General features: G+C 57.8%; 10 protein-coding genes. 7 read left to right on the forward strand and 3 right to left on the reverse strand.

The window, feature by feature from the left end:
• Positions 1-91: 91 nt before the first annotated feature.
• Entirely contained in the window at positions 92-2,728 is a 2,637-nt protein-coding gene (gyrA, locus tag SPG90_RS10820; protein WP_045354270.1) for a DNA topoisomerase (ATP-hydrolyzing) subunit A, read from the reverse strand.
• Between the two features lie 146 nt (positions 2,729-2,874).
• Here gyrA and ubiG point away from each other — a divergent pair, with 146 nt between their 5' ends.
• The 4 genes from ubiG (at position 2,875) to yfaE (ending at position 7,670) form a co-directional block, all read left to right on the forward strand.
• Entirely contained in the window at positions 2,875-3,603 is a 729-nt protein-coding gene (ubiG, locus tag SPG90_RS10825; RefSeq protein WP_045402755.1) for a bifunctional 2-polyprenyl-6-hydroxyphenol methylase/3-demethylubiquinol 3-O-methyltransferase UbiG, read from the forward strand.
• A gap of 347 nt (positions 3,604-3,950) precedes the next feature.
• Positions 3,951-6,236 carry a class 1a ribonucleoside-diphosphate reductase subunit alpha gene (nrdA, locus tag SPG90_RS10830; RefSeq protein ID WP_023312513.1) on the forward strand — a complete coding sequence of 762 codons (2,286 nt, stop codon included), beginning with the start codon at positions 3,951-3,953 and terminating at the stop codon, positions 6,234-6,236.
• Positions 6,237-6,285: 49 nt separating this feature from the next.
• On the forward strand, positions 6,286-7,416 hold the full coding sequence (gene nrdB, locus SPG90_RS10835) for a class Ia ribonucleoside-diphosphate reductase subunit beta (RefSeq protein ID WP_023312514.1): 1,131 nt from the start codon (positions 6,286-6,288) through the stop codon (positions 7,414-7,416).
• Complete coding sequence (yfaE, locus tag SPG90_RS10840; protein WP_008500234.1) at positions 7,416-7,670, forward strand: class I ribonucleotide reductase maintenance protein YfaE; 255 nt, start codon at positions 7,416-7,418, stop codon at positions 7,668-7,670. The genes nrdB and yfaE overlap by 1 nt, the downstream gene beginning before the upstream one ends.
• Positions 7,671-7,775: 105 nt before the next feature.
• On the opposite strand, the gene glpQ is transcribed toward yfaE, so the two are convergent.
• Positions 7,776-8,834 (reverse strand): glycerophosphodiester phosphodiesterase, encoded by a 1,059-nt coding sequence (glpQ, locus tag SPG90_RS10845; RefSeq protein ID WP_047174149.1) that lies wholly within the window; start codon positions 8,832-8,834, stop codon positions 7,776-7,778.
• An 11-nt stretch (positions 8,835-8,845) separates the two neighbouring features.
• Positions 8,846-10,198 (reverse strand): glycerol-3-phosphate transporter, encoded by a 1,353-nt coding sequence (glpT, locus tag SPG90_RS10850; RefSeq protein WP_045354273.1) that lies wholly within the window; start codon positions 10,196-10,198, stop codon positions 8,846-8,848.
• A 252-nt stretch (positions 10,199-10,450) separates the two neighbouring features.
• On the opposite strand from glpT, the gene glpA reads away from it, so the two are divergent.
• From glpA to glpC, 3 genes are read left to right on the forward strand one after another with little or no spacing between them, the layout of a single operon-like run.
• Positions 10,451-12,079 carry an anaerobic glycerol-3-phosphate dehydrogenase subunit A gene (glpA, locus tag SPG90_RS10855; protein ID WP_047174150.1) on the forward strand — a complete coding sequence of 543 codons (1,629 nt, stop codon included), beginning with the start codon at positions 10,451-10,453 and terminating at the stop codon, positions 12,077-12,079.
• Positions 12,069-13,286: a glycerol-3-phosphate dehydrogenase subunit GlpB gene (glpB, locus tag SPG90_RS10860; RefSeq protein WP_047174151.1), complete on the forward strand. Its 1,218-nt coding sequence runs from the start codon at positions 12,069-12,071 to the stop codon at positions 13,284-13,286. Before glpA ends, glpB begins: the two co-directional genes overlap by 11 nt.
• On the forward strand, positions 13,283-14,473 hold the full coding sequence (glpC, locus tag SPG90_RS10865; protein WP_047174152.1) for an anaerobic glycerol-3-phosphate dehydrogenase subunit GlpC: 1,191 nt from the start codon (positions 13,283-13,285) through the stop codon (positions 14,471-14,473). Before glpB ends, glpC begins: the two co-directional genes overlap by 4 nt.
• Positions 14,474-14,494 lie beyond the last annotated feature (21 nt).

The following is a 14,494-nucleotide window of genomic DNA, read 5'->3' on the forward strand; positions in this document are numbered from 1 at the left end:
TAGCGGTAAACGCGCCAGGTCGCAACGTTGACTTATCTGCTTGTGCAAAAGAAAAGGGCCGGAATCCGGCCCTTTTTTGCATCAGGAGACATTACTCGTCAGCGTCATCCGCTACGTCATCGTCGGTGTCGGCTTCCGGCGCGATATCATCATCGCCTTCCGCAACGCTACCGTCGATGGAATCGAGCTCTTCGTCATCCACCGGCTCAGCAACGCGCTGCAGACCCACCACGTTTTCATCTTCCGCTGTACGGATGAGGATCACGCCCTGGGTGTTACGCCCCACCACGCTGATCTCAGACACGCGGGTACGCACCAGCGTACCGGCATCGGTGATCATCATGATCTGGTCGGCATCGTCTACCTGCACCGCGCCCACAACGGAACCGTTGCGCTCGGTCACTTTGATAGAGATAACGCCCTGCGTGCCGCGAGACTTGGTTGGGTATTCCCCTTCCGCCGTACGTTTACCGTAACCATTCTGCGTCACGGTCAGAATAGCCCCTTCACCGCGCGGAATAATCAGAGAAACAACGCTGTCTTCGCCAGCCAGTTTGATACCACGAACGCCCGTAGCGGTACGCCCCATTGCACGGACGGCGTTCTCTTTAAAGCGCACCACTTTACCGGCCGCAGAGAACAGCATCACTTCATCAGAACCGGAGGTCAGATCCACACCGATCAGCTCGTCGCCTTCGTTCAGGTTCACCGCGATGATCCCGGCGGAACGTGGGCGGCTGAACTCGGTCAGCGCGGTTTTCTTCACGGTACCGCTGGCGGTCGCCATAAAGACGTTCACGCCCTCTTCGTACTCGCGTACCGGCAGGATGGCGGTGATACGTTCGTTCGCTTCCAGCGGCAGCAGGTTGACGATTGGACGGCCACGCGCCCCGCGGCTCGCTTCCGGCAGCTGATAAACTTTCATCCAGTACAGACGACCGCGGCTGGAGAAGCAGAGGATCGTGTCATGGGTGTTCGCCACCAGCAGGCGGTCAATGAAGTCTTCTTCTTTAATACGCGCTGCAGACTTGCCTTTACCGCCACGACGCTGTGCTTCGTAGTCGGTCAGCGGCTGATACTTCACATAGCCCTGGTGAGACAGGGTGACCACCACGTCTTCGCGGTTGATCAGATCTTCAATGTTGATATCAGAGCTGTTCGCGGTGATTTCGGTGCGGCGCGCATCGCCGAACTGATCGCGGACCAGCTCCAGCTCTTCACGGATCACTTCCATCAGACGCTCTGCGCTGCCCAGGATATGCAGCAGTTCAGCAATCTGTTCCAGCAGCTCTTTGTATTCGTCGAGCAGTTTTTCGTGCTCAAGGCCGGTCAGTTTCTGCAGACGCAGATCCAGAATCGCCTGAGCCTGCTGTTCAGTCAGGTAATACTGACCGTCACGCACGCCGAATTCAGGTTCCAGCCACTCTGGACGCGCTGCGTCATCGCCCGCACGTTCCAGCATCGCGGCAACGTTACCCAGATCCCACGGACGGGAAACCAGGGCTGCTTTCGCTTCCGCCGGGGTTGGCGCACGACGGATCAGTTCGATGATCGGGTCGATGTTGGCCAGCGCAACCGCCAGCGCTTCAAGGATGTGCGCACGGTCGCGCGCTTTGCGCAGTTCGAAGATGGTACGACGGGTCACCACTTCACGGCGGTGACGCACGAACGCGCTCAGGATCTCTTTCAGGTTCATGATCTTCGGCTGACCATGGTGCAGCGCAACCATGTTGATACCGAAGGAGACCTGAAGCTGAGTCTGGGAGTACAGGTTGTTCAGCACAACCTCACCCACCGCGTCGCGTTTGATCTCAATCACGATGCGCATACCATCTTTGTCAGACTCGTCACGCAGCGCGCTGATCCCTTCAACACGTTTTTCTTTTACCAGCTCGGCGATTTTTTCAATCAGACGCGCTTTGTTCACCTGATACGGGATCTCGTGAACAATGATGGTTTCACGGCCGGTTTTAGCGTCCGCTTCCACTTCAGCGCGGGCACGGATGTAAATCTTGCCGCGGCCGGTGCGGTACGCTTCTTCAATACCGCGACGACCGTTGATGATCGCCGCCGTTGGGAAGTCCGGACCCGGGATGTGTTCCATCAGCCCTTCAATGCTGATGTCTTCATCGTCGATATAGGCCAGGCAGCCGTTGATCACCTCGGTGATATTGTGCGGCGGAATGTTGGTTGCCATACCGACCGCGATACCGGATGAACCGTTAACCAACAGGTTCGGGATCTTGGTTGGCATCACATCTGGGATGCGCTCGGTGCCGTCGTAGTTATCGACGAAATCAACGGTCTCTTTTTCCAGGTCGGCCATCAGCTCATGAGCGATTTTCGACATACGGATTTCCGTATAACGCATCGCCGCAGCGGAGTCGCCGTCGACTGAACCAAAGTTACCCTGACCATCTACCAGCATGTAACGCAAGGAGAATGGCTGCGCCATACGAACGATGGTGTCATATACGGCGGTATCACCATGCGGGTGATATTTACCGATGACGTCACCGACGACGCGGGCAGATTTTTTATAGGCTTTATTCCAGTCATTGCCCAATACGTTCATGGCGTATAGTACGCGACGGTGTACCGGCTTAAGGCCATCGCGGACGTCCGGCAGCGCACGGCCAACAATGACCGACATCGCATAGTCCAGATAGGAGCTCTTCAGCTCTTCCTCGATGTTAACCGGTGTAATTTCTCTCGCAAGGTCGCTCATCTAACCGCTATCCCTCTACTGTATCCCGGATTCAAAGGTCGCAAATTATAACACAGCCGAGGTGATTGAGGTAAACCTATACGCTTTATTCACGGGGATTGCCTGATATACTCCTTTGTCTTGCTAAATAAGGAGTAAAAGCGCCCATGAATGCCGAAAAATCCCCGGTGGCTCACAACGTTGACCACGAAGAGATTGCCAAATTTGAAGCGGTGGCGTCCCGCTGGTGGGATCTCGAAGGTGAGTTCAAACCGCTGCATCGCATTAACCCGCTGCGTCTGGGCTATATCGCGGAGCGTTCCGGCGGTCTGTTCGGTAAGAAAGTGCTCGACGTCGGCTGCGGCGGCGGCATCCTGGCTGAGAGCATGGCGCGCGAAGGGGCGAATGTTACGGGCCTGGATATGGGCTTTGAACCGCTCCAGGTTGCCCGCCTTCACGCGCTGGAGTCCGGCATACAGGTGGAATACGTGCAGGAAACCGTGGAAGAGCACGCGGCAAAACACCCCCATCAGTACGATGTGGTGACCTGCATGGAGATGCTGGAGCACGTACCCGATCCGCAGTCGGTGGTACATGCCTGTGCAAAACTGGTGAAGCCGGGCGGCCAGGTCTTCTTCTCAACCATCAACCGTAACGGTAAAGCCTGGCTGATGGCCGTCGTTGGCGCGGAGTATGTACTGCGCATGGTGCCGAAAGGGACGCACGACGTGAAGAAATTCATCAAGCCTGCGGAGCTGTTAAGCTGGGTTGACCAGACGTGGCTCAAAGAGCAGCACATCACCGGCCTGCACTACAATCCGCTAACCAATAAATTCAAACTCGCACCGGGCGTTGATGTTAACTATATGTTGCACACAACCGCCAAAAACGACTAACGTCATTCGTTATTCTTATAAAGATTGCGCGACATCATGTTGCGCAATTCTGACCTCCCGTTGAAGAAATCAGCACTCGATCAAATTTTGAATTTTTTTTCTTAATTATTGACATGTCTTCCAGGCCTTACGGTACGAGGACTTAGCCTTTTTTACCCTTTCACAACCTCAATTTAACGCCAAAATCAACCCTTGTGCTGAAAAGATTCGATACTAGAATACTCACCATATAGCGTTTTTCTTATCGCAAACCCCCTACATGTAGTATTTATCCACAGAGTTAGTCACAAGACGGATCTGTGGATAAACGGGGGATATTTTTTATTTCACGGACAGGTAAAACCCACATGAATCAGAGTCTGCTGGTGACAAAGCGCGACGGTACTACCGAGCGTATCAATCTGGACAAAATCCATCGAGTTCTCGACTGGGCAGCAGAAGGACTGAACAACGTATCTATCTCCCAGGTTGAACTGCGTTCTCACATTCAGTTCTACGACGGCATCAAAACGTCTGATATCCACGAAACGATCATTAAAGCAGCGGCAGACCTCATCTCCCGCGAAGCACCGGATTATCAGTACCTCGCTGCACGTCTGGCGATTTTCCACCTGCGTAAAAAAGCCTACGGTCAGTTTGAGCCGCCGAAGCTTTACGATCACGTGGTGAAAATGGTTGAGCTAGGCAAATACGACACGCATCTGCTGGAAGACTATACGGAAGAAGAGTTCGAGCAGATGAACGGGTTTATCGATCACTGGCGCGACATGAACTTCTCCTACGCGGCGGTGAAGCAGCTCGAAGGCAAATACCTGGTTCAGAACCGTGTAACCGGTGAGATCTACGAAAGCGCCCAGTTCCTCTATATTCTGGTGGCCGCCTGCCTGTTCTCTAACTACCCGCGTGACACCCGTCTGGAATACGTGAAGCGTTTCTACGATGCGGTATCCACGTTCAAGATTTCTCTGCCGACGCCAATCATGTCTGGCGTGCGTACTCCAACCCGTCAGTTCAGCTCCTGCGTACTGATCGAGTGTGGTGACAGCCTGGATTCCATCAACGCCACCTCCAGCGCCATCGTGAAATACGTCTCCCAGCGTGCCGGTATCGGCATCAACGCCGGTCGCATCCGTGCGCTGGGCAGCCCGATTCGCGGCGGTGAAGCGTTCCACACCGGCTGTATCCCGTTCTATAAACACTTCCAGACGGCCGTAAAATCCTGCTCTCAGGGCGGCGTGCGCGGCGGTGCTGCGACCCTGTTCTACCCGATGTGGCACCTGGAAGTGGAAAGCCTGCTGGTCCTGAAAAACAACCGCGGCGTGGAAGGCAACCGCGTGCGTCACATGGACTACGGCGTGCAGATCAACAAGCTGATGTACACCCGTCTGCTGAAAGGCGAAGACATCACCCTGTTCAGCCCGTCCGACGTTCCGGGCCTGTACGACGCGTTCTTTGCCGATCAGGACGAGTTCGAACGTCTGTACACCAAATACGAAAAAGACGACAGCATCCGCAAGCAGCGCGTGAAGGCGGTAGACCTGTTCTCCCTGATGATGCAGGAACGTGCCTCTACCGGCCGTATCTACATCCAGAACGTGGACCACTGCAACACCCACAGCCCGTTTGATCCAGTAGTTGCGCCAGTGCGCCAGTCTAACCTGTGCCTGGAGATCGCCCTGCCGACCAAACCGCTGGAAGACGTGAACGACGAAAACGGCGAAATCGCGCTGTGTACGCTGTCCGCGTTCAACCTGGGCGCGATTAAGAGCCTGGACGAGCTGGAAGAGCTGGCCGTGCTGGCGGTTCGCGCGCTAGACGCCCTGCTGGACTACCAGGATTACCCAATCCCGGCCGCTAAACGCGGTGCGATGGGCCGCCGTACCCTGGGTATCGGCGTGATCAACTTCGCCTACTGGCTGGCGAAAAACGGCAAGCGTTACTCCGACGGCAGCGCTAACAACCTGACGCACCAGACGTTCGAAGCGATTCAGTACTACCTGATGAAAGCCTCTAACGAGCTGGCGAAAGAGCAAGGCGCGTGCCCGTGGTTCAACGAAACCACCTACGCGAAAGGCATTCTGCCAATCGACACCTACAAGAAAGACCTGGATGCGATCGTCAGCGAGCCGCTGCATCTCGACTGGGAAGGCCTGCGCGAGTCCATCAAGACCCACGGCTTGCGTAACTCTACGCTCTCTGCCCTGATGCCGTCCGAGACCTCTTCGCAGATCTCTAACGCCACCAACGGTATTGAACCGCCGCGCGGCCACGTCAGCATCAAAGCGTCGAAAGACGGCGTGCTGCGTCAGGTGGTACCGGACTACGAAACGCTGGGCAACAACTACGAGCTGCTGTGGGAAATGCCAAACAACGACGGCTACCTGCAGCTGGTGGGTATCATGCAGAAGTTTATCGACCAGTCGATCTCTGCCAATACCAACTATGACCCGACGCGCTTCCCGTCCGGCAAGGTACCGATGCAGCAATTGCTGAAAGACCTGCTCACCGCCTACAAATTTGGCGTGAAAACCCTGTACTATCACAACACCCGTGACGGTGCGGAAGACGCGCAGGACGACATGGTACCGTCAATTCAGGACGATGGCTGCGAAAGCGGCGCATGTAAGATCTAATGAAGGGCGGGGATATCCCCGCCTTTATTTCGTAAGACAGGACACACTCATGGCATATACCACCTTTTCACAGACGAAAAACGACCAGCTCAAAGAGCCGATGTTCTTCGGCCAGCCGGTCAACGTGGCACGCTACGATCAGCAAAAATATGACATCTTCGAAAAGCTGATTGAAAAGCAACTCTCCTTCTTCTGGCGCCCGGAAGAAGTGGACGTCTCCCGCGACCGTATTGATTACCAGTCGCTGCCGGATCACGAAAAACATATCTTCATCAGCAACCTGAAGTACCAGACGCTGCTGGACTCCATTCAGGGTCGTAGCCCGAACGTGGCGCTGCTGCCGCTGATCTCCATTCCGGAGCTGGAAACCTGGGTGGAAACCTGGGCGTTCTCCGAGACTATCCACTCCCGCTCTTACACCCACATCATCCGCAACATCGTGAACGATCCGGCGGTGGTGTTTGACGATATCGTCACCAACGAGCAGATCCAGAAGCGCGCGGAAGGCATTGCCCATTACTACGACGAGCTGATCGAGATGACCAGCTACTGGCATCTGCTGGGCGAAGGTACGCACAACGTGAACGGTAAAACCATCACCGTGAACCTGCGCGCGCTGAAAAAACAGCTTTACCTGTGCCTGATGAGCGTCAACGCGCTGGAAGCGATCCGCTTCTACGTGAGCTTCGCCTGCTCCTTCGCCTTTGCCGAGCGCAAGCTGATGGAAGGCAACGCCAAAATCATCCGTCTGATCGCCCGCGATGAAGCCCTGCACCTGACCGGTACCCAGCACATGCTGAACCTGCTGCGCAGCGGTACGGACGATCCGGAGATGGCGGAAATCGCCGAAGAGTGCAAGCAGGAGTGCTACGACCTGTTCGTGCTGGCGGCTCAGCAGGAGAAAGAGTGGGCCGACTACCTGTTCCGTGACGGCTCCATGATTGGCCTGAATAAAGACATCCTGTGCCAGTACGTTGAGTACATCACCAACATCCGCATGCAGGCCGTCGGTCTTGACCTGCCATTCCAGACGCGCTCTAACCCGATTCCGTGGATCAACACCTGGCTGGTGTCCGATAACGTGCAGGTTGCGCCGCAGGAAGTGGAAGTAAGCTCTTATCTGGTCGGTCAGATTGATTCTGAAGTCAACACCGACGACCTGAGCAACTTCCAGCTCTGATGTCACGCGTCACGTTAAGTCTTTCCGGCACTGAGGTGCTGTGTCGGGAGGAGCACCCTTCTCTGCTGGTGGCGCTTGAGGCGCATCAGGTAGAAGTAGAGTACCAGTGTCGTTCCGGCTACTGCGGCTCCTGCCGCTGCCGCCTGGTCGCCGGCCAGGTGGACTGGCTGACCGAGCCGCTGGCCTTTATCAACGAAGGGGAAATTTTGCCCTGCTGCTGCCGGGCAAAAGGCGATATAGAGATCGAGATGTGATGTTGTCCTTATCCCCTCTCCCGGTGGGAGAGGGTTAGGGTGAGGGCATCAGGCCGCAGAGCCAGATTGTCGGGTGGCGGCTTCGCCTTACCCGACCTGCCAAACCTACTTCCGGTGAATGAATTCGACCGCTTTATCCGGGAAATCCGTAAACAGTCCGTCCACGCCCGCCTGGTTATACAACACCTCATAAAGCTGATTCACGTCCGTGGCATACGGCGGCAGCTGGTCTGCACGCACGGTATACGGATGTACCTGCATCCTGCTGGCGTGCGCCTCTTTCACCATCGCCGTCAGCTTCACGTGGCCCGGCGCTGAGCCTTCCGCCACCAGCATGTGGTAATCCGGCCCGATGCCGTCGGCGTACTGCGCAATCTGCTTCATCGCGCCCGGCTTAAACATCCAGTCGTAGTTATAGTTCACCCATTTGCCGTCCGGCTGCTTCTCCTGGGTTTCATTCCAGTCGGTATAGGCAATCAGCTGCACCAGATTGAGGTTCATCCCCATCTTCGGCTCCAGCTCGGTTTTGATGCGCTTCAGCTCGGCGGCGTCAAAACACTGCAGGTAGACTTTGTCCTTCTTGCTGGTGTAGCCGTACTGCTTCAGCACCTCCAGCGTCTTCGCGGCAATGTCTTTGCCTTCCTGATGGTGGAACCACGGCGCTTTGATCTCCGGGTAGATGCCGATATTTTTACCGGTTGAGTGGTTCAGCCCCTGAACAAACTCAATCTCTTCCTGGAAGGTATGGATCCGGAAGTCAGATTTGCCCATCGGGAAACGTCCCGGATAGACCTGCACCTTTTTGCCGTTTTCGATCTCGAAGCCTTCGGTAAACTTCAGGGAACGGATCTCCGCCAGGGTGAAATCAATGGCGTAGAAACGACCATCTTTGCGCGCGCGGTCCTGGAAACGCTCCGCCACGTCCGTCACGCGGTCCAGATAGTGATCGTGCAGGACGACCAGCTGGTCGTCCTTGGTCATCACCAGATCCTGCTCCAGATAATCCGCGCCCTGGGCATAGGCCATCGCTTTCGCCGGGAGCGTATGCTCCGGCAGATAGCCGCTGGCGCCGCGGTGGGCGATAACGATTTTATCCGCCGCCAGCGCGGAGCCTGTCATCAGGCCCGCCAGCAGCAGGCCGGTTGTTACGTAAGATAATTTCATCGCAATGCTCCTTATTGACGACGCGCCAGCACTTCCGCGTGGTGACGTTTCTCACCGATCATGACCACAATGAGCAGCAGTACCGCCAGCACGCTGCCGCCGATCATCACCATAAAGCCGCCGTCCCAGCCGAAGAAGTCTACGGTGTAGCCCACAATGGCGCTCGCCGCGACCGAACCGCCGAGGTAGCCGAACAGGCCGGTAAAGCCTGCCGCCGTGCCCGCCGCTTTTTTCGGCGCCAGCTCCAGCGCGTGCAGGCCGATCAGCATTACCGGACCATAAATCAGGAAGCCGATAACGATCATGCAGGCCATGTCTACTGATGGGTTGCCCGGCGGGTTGAGCCAGTAAACGACGGTCGCGATGGTGACCAGGGTCATAAAGAACACGCCCGTCGCCCCGCGGTTGCCTTTAAACACTTTGTCCGACATCCAGCCGCAAAGCAGCGTGCCCGGGATCCCGGCATATTCATACAGGAAATAGGCCCAGGAAGACTTATCCAGCGCGAAGTGCTTAACCTCTTTCAGGTAGGTTGGCGACCAGTCGAGGATGCCGTAGCGCAGCAGGTAAACGAACACGTTTGCCACCGCGATGTACCACAGCAGCTTGTTCGGCAGCACGTACTTCATGAAGATCTGTTTGGCGGTCAGCTCTTCTTCGTGCTCCTTGCTGTAATCATCCGGATAATCGTTTTTGTACTCTTCAATCGGCGGCAGGCCGCAGGACTGCGGCGTATCGCGCATCAGGGCGAAGGCAATAATCGCCACCAGAATGGCGCCAAAGGCAGGCATATAGAGCGCCGCGTGCCAGTCGTTGAACCAGGCCATCCCCAGCAGGAACAGCAGCGGCGGAATACCGCCGCCCACGTTATGCGCGCAGTTCCACACCGACACGATGCCGCCGCGTTCCTTCTGCGACCACCAGTGCACCATGGTACGTCCGCACGGCGGCCACCCCATCCCCTGGAACCAGCCGCAGAGGAACAGCAGCACGAACATAATCGCAATACTGGACGTCGCCCACGGCACAAAGCCCATGAACAGCATGACCGCGGCCGCCAGGATCAGGCCGGCGGGCAGGAACACGCGCGGATTCGAGCGATCCGACACGGAACCCATGATGAATTTGGAAAAACCGTAGGCGATTGAGATCCCCGACAGCGCGAAACCCAGATCGCCGCGGGAGAAGCCCTGCTCCACCAGATACGGCATGGCGAGCGCGAAGTTTTTACGTACAAGGTAGTACGCCGCGTACCCGAAGAAAATTCCCAGGAAAATTTGCCAGCGCAGACGGCGGTATAGCGGATCAATTTCTGCCTCTGGCAGACGCGCCCTGTGCGGCGCAGGTTTGAAGATACTGAGCATAACAGCCTCCGTGGCCTTGAATTGAATGGGCAGGTGGCTCGCACCTGAATTCCAGAGGCGGGGATGTTAAGAAATCACGGTGATTGTTACTGTGAATCAACGCACAGATTGTTACAGAAATATGACAGAATGCGCAAAAAAGCGCATGAAATCACGTTTCACTTTCGAATTTCGCGCGTTTATGTTCGAAATCAAACAAACCACACTATTGATATGGCTAAATGACAAAAAAACGAACATAGAGGGTAAACAATGACCATTCACGATCCTCGCTACAGCGATGTGATAATCATTGGCGGTGGCGCAACCGGCGCCGGGATCGCACGCGACTGCGCCCTTCGCGGCTTAAGCGTTACGCTGCTGGAGCGCCACGATATCGCCACGGGCGCAACCGGGCGTAACCACGGCCTGCTGCACAGCGGCGCCCGGTATGCGGTTACCGACGGTGAATCCGCGCGCGAATGTATTGCTGAAAACCAGATCCTCAAGCGTATCGCCCGCCACTGCATTGAGCCAACCAACGGCCTCTTTATTACTCTTCCCGAAGATGATCTCGCCTTTCAGGACACCTTTATTACCGCCTGCACTGCGGCGGGCATTCAGGCTGAGGCAATGGACCCGGCGCTGGCGCGGCGGCTGGAACCGTCGGTTAACCCGGCGCTTATCGGCGCGGTGAAAGTGCCTGACGGCACCGTCGACCCCTTCCGCCTGACCGCCGCCAACATGCTGGACGCCCGCGAGCATGGCGCGCGCATCCTGACCGGGCACGAAGTGACCGGCCTTATCCGCGAAGGTCACCGCATCTGCGGCGTGCGGCTTTTTAATGCGCAATATAATGAACACAGCGAGCTGTATGCCGCCGTGGTGGTCAACGCGGCGGGGATCTGGGGGCAGCGCATCGCGGAATACGCGGACCTGTCGGTGCGCATGTTCCCGGCGAAAGGCTCGCTGCTGATCCTCGACCACCGCATTAATAATCACGTGATTAACCGCTGCCGCAAGCCGTCCGATGCCGATATCCTGGTGCCGGGCGACACCATTTCGTTAATCGGTACCACCTCAACCCACATCGACTACAGCGAGATTGACTACAACCGCGTGACCGCCGAAGAGGTGGATATCCTGCTGCGGGAAGGGGAAAAACTGGCCCCGGTGATGGCGCAGACGCGTATTCTGCGCGCCTACGCGGGCGTGCGTCCGCTGGTTGCCAGCGACAACGACCCGAGCGGACGTAACGTCAGCCGGGGCATCGTGCTGCTCGATCACGCCGAGCGCGACGGCATGGACGGGTTTATCACCATCACCGGCGGCAAGCTGATGACCTACCGCCTGATGGCCGAGTGGGCGACCGATGCCGTCTGCCGCAAGCTGGGGAATACCGAAACATGCGTGACGGCAGACCAGCCGCTGCCCGGCTCGCGTCAGTCCACCGAAAAAACGCTGCAAAAAATCATCTCCCTGCCCGCGCCGCTGCGCGGATCCGCAATTTACCGCCACGGCGACAGAACGCCGCAGTGGCTCGGTGAAGGACGCCTGAGCCGCAGCCTGGTATGCGAGTGCGAAGCCGTCACCGCCGGTGAGGTGCAGTACGCGGTGGAGAGCCTGACGGTCACAAGCCTGCTCGATCTTCGTCGCCGCACCCGCGTGGGAATGGGTACCTGTCAGGGCGAGCTGTGCGCCTGTCGTGCCGCCGGGCTGCTGCAGCGTTTTCATACCACCACCGCCACCCAGTCGCTCGATCAGCTCAGCGCGTTTTTAAACGAGCGCTGGAAAGGCATTCAGCCTGTCGCCTGGGGCGATGCCCTGCGCGAAAGCGAATTTACCCGCTGGGTCTACCAGGGGCTTTGCGGTCTTGAGAAGGAGCAACGCGATGAAATTTGATACCGTAATCGTCGGCGGCGGGCTGGCAGGCCTGCTCTGCGGCATCAAGCTCTCGAAGCAGGGTCTTCGCTGCGCCATTATCACCCGGGGCCAGAGCGCCCTGCACTTCTCGTCGGGCTCGCTGGATCTGGTGGACGATGCGTACCGCGATAAGCTGCCGCCGGAGCACCCGTATCACCTGATTGGCGCCCAGCATATTGACCGCTTTGCGCTGGAAACCGAAGCGCTGCTGGCGGACTGCGGCGCGCGTCTGAAGGGAAGCGCCCGGCTCAATCACCAGCGCGTCACGCCGCTCGGCACCCTGCGCTCTGCCTGGCTCAGCCCGGAAGAAGTGCCCGTTGCTCCCTTCAATGCCGCACGCGTCCGGGTCGTGGGCATTAGCGGCTTTCTGGATTTTCAGCCCCATCTCGCGGCCGCGTCGCTCTGTCGCCAGGGCGTCAATGCCGAAACGGCAGAGATAGAGCTGCCTGAGCTTGATGTCCTGCGCGACAACCCGAGCGAGTTTCGCGCGGTGAATATCGCCCGTTTTCTGGATAACGAGGACAAATGGCCGCTGCTGTATGACGCGCTCAGACCGCTCAGCGATAGCTGTGATGCCCTGCTGATGCCCGCCTGCTTCGGTTTACGCGACAACCGGCTCTGGCGCTGGCTCTCGGATCGTCTGCCCTGCATGCTCGGCCTGCTGCCAACCCTGCCCCCTTCCGTACCCGGCATTCGCCTGCATACCCAGCTCCAGCGCCAGTTTGTCGCGCAGGGCGGCGTGTGGATGGCGGGCGATGAGGTGAAAAAAATCACCCTGACCGACGGCGCGGTGAGCGAAATCTGGACGCGCAACCACGACGATATTCCGCTTCGTGCCCGCTATACGGTGCTGGCAAGCGGCAGCTTCTTCAGCAACGGGCTGCTGAGCAGCCGGGAGGGCATCCGGGAAGCCATCATGGGGCTGGATGTTCGTCAGCGAGCCTCCCGCGCGGACTGGTATCAGAGCGATTTCTTCTCGCCGCAGCCCTGGCAGCAGTTCGGCGTGATTGTCGATAGCCAGCTGCATCCGCAACTTTCCGGGAAGCCCGCCAGTCATCTCTTTGCCATCGGCTCGCTGCTGGGCGGGTACGATCCCATTGCCCAGGGATGCGGTGGCGGAGTCTGCGCCGTCACGGCTCTGTATGTGGCAGAGCAGATTAGCCAGCGCACGGAGGCTGAACAATGAACGACACCCGTTTTGAAAGCTGCATTAAATGCACGCTGTGTACCACCGTCTGCCCGGTGAGCGGCGTGAACCCACGCTATCCCGGGCCAAAGCAGGCCGGACCGGACGGCGAGCGTCTGCGTCTGAAGGACGGCAAGCTGTACGACGAGGCGCTGAAATACTGCATTAACTGCAAACGCTGCGAAGTCGCCTGCCCGTCGGATGTGAAAATCGGCGATATCATCCAGCGCGCCCGGGCGCGCTACAGCACGCAAAAGCCGACGCTGCGTGACGCTATTCTGAGCCACACCGATCTGATGGGCAGCGTCTCGACGCCGTTTGCCCCGCTGGTGAATGCCGCGACCTCTCTCAAACCGGTGCGCCAGCTGCTGGATGCCACGCTGAAGATAGACCATCACCGCAGCCTGCCGAAATATTCTCACGGTACCTTCCGCCGCTGGTACAAGTCCGTTGCGGCGGAGCAGGCGCAGTACGCCGATCAGGTGGCCTTCTTCCACGGCTGCTATGTGAACTACAACCACCCGCAGTTGGGTAAAGACCTGCTGAAGGTGCTGAACGCCATGGGAACGGGCGTTCAGCTACTGAACAAAGAGAAGTGCTGCGGCGTGCCGCTGATTGCTAACGGGTTTACCGATAAAGCGCGCAGTCAGGCTCGAAGCAATGTCACCTCCCTGCGTGAAGCCATCGTCGACAAAGGCATACCGGTGCTGGCGACCTCGTCCACCTGTACCTTCACCCTGCGCGATGAGTATCCGCATCTGCTGGACGTAGATAACACCGGCCTGCGAAAGCACATCGAGCTGGCAACACGCTTCCTGTGGCGCAAGCTGGACAGCGGGCAGACGTTGCCGCTGGGGAAATTGCCGCTGAAAGTGGTGTACCACACGCCGTGTCATATGGAGAAGATGGGCTGGTCGCTCTATACGCTGGAGCTGCTGCGGTTAATCCCGGGGCTGGAGCTGACGGTGCTGGACTCGCGCTGCTGCGGGATTGCGGGAACCTACGGCTTTAAGCGTGAAAACTACGAAACGTCGCAGGCGATTGGCGCTCCGCTGTTCCGTCAGATTGAAGAGAGCGGCGCGGATATCGTGGTAACGGACTGCGAGACCTGCAAGTGGCAGATTGAGATGTCCACCAGCAAGCGCTGCGAACATCCCATCACCCTGCTGGCGAAGGCGCTGGGCTGAATATGGCCGGGGCAAAAGGCC

The organism is Enterobacter sp. D2, from assembly GCF_034427575.1.
GTDB lineage: Bacteria > Pseudomonadota > Gammaproteobacteria > Enterobacterales > Enterobacteriaceae > Enterobacter > Enterobacter cloacae_M.

Coding starts and splice junctions, on each gene's coding strand:
- gyrA (WP_045354270.1), bottom strand. CDS start 2,728: ATGAGCGACCTTGCGAGAGAAATTACACCGGTTAACATCGAGGAAGAG.
- ubiG (WP_045402755.1), top strand. CDS start 2,875: ATGAATGCCGAAAAATCCCCGGTGGCTCACAACGTTGACCACGAAGAG.
- nrdA (WP_023312513.1), top strand. CDS start 3,951: ATGAATCAGAGTCTGCTGGTGACAAAGCGCGACGGTACTACCGAGCGT.
- nrdB (WP_023312514.1), top strand. CDS start 6,286: ATGGCATATACCACCTTTTCACAGACGAAAAACGACCAGCTCAAAGAG.
- yfaE (WP_008500234.1), top strand. CDS start 7,416: ATGTCACGCGTCACGTTAAGTCTTTCCGGCACTGAGGTGCTGTGTCGG.
- glpQ (WP_047174149.1), bottom strand. CDS start 8,834: ATGAAATTATCTTACGTAACAACCGGCCTGCTGCTGGCGGGCCTGATG.
- glpT (WP_045354273.1), bottom strand. CDS start 10,198: ATGCTCAGTATCTTCAAACCTGCGCCGCACAGGGCGCGTCTGCCAGAG.
- glpA (WP_047174150.1), top strand. CDS start 10,451: ATGACCATTCACGATCCTCGCTACAGCGATGTGATAATCATTGGCGGT.
- glpB (WP_047174151.1), top strand. CDS start 12,069: ATGAAATTTGATACCGTAATCGTCGGCGGCGGGCTGGCAGGCCTGCTC.
- glpC (WP_047174152.1), top strand. CDS start 13,283: ATGAACGACACCCGTTTTGAAAGCTGCATTAAATGCACGCTGTGTACC.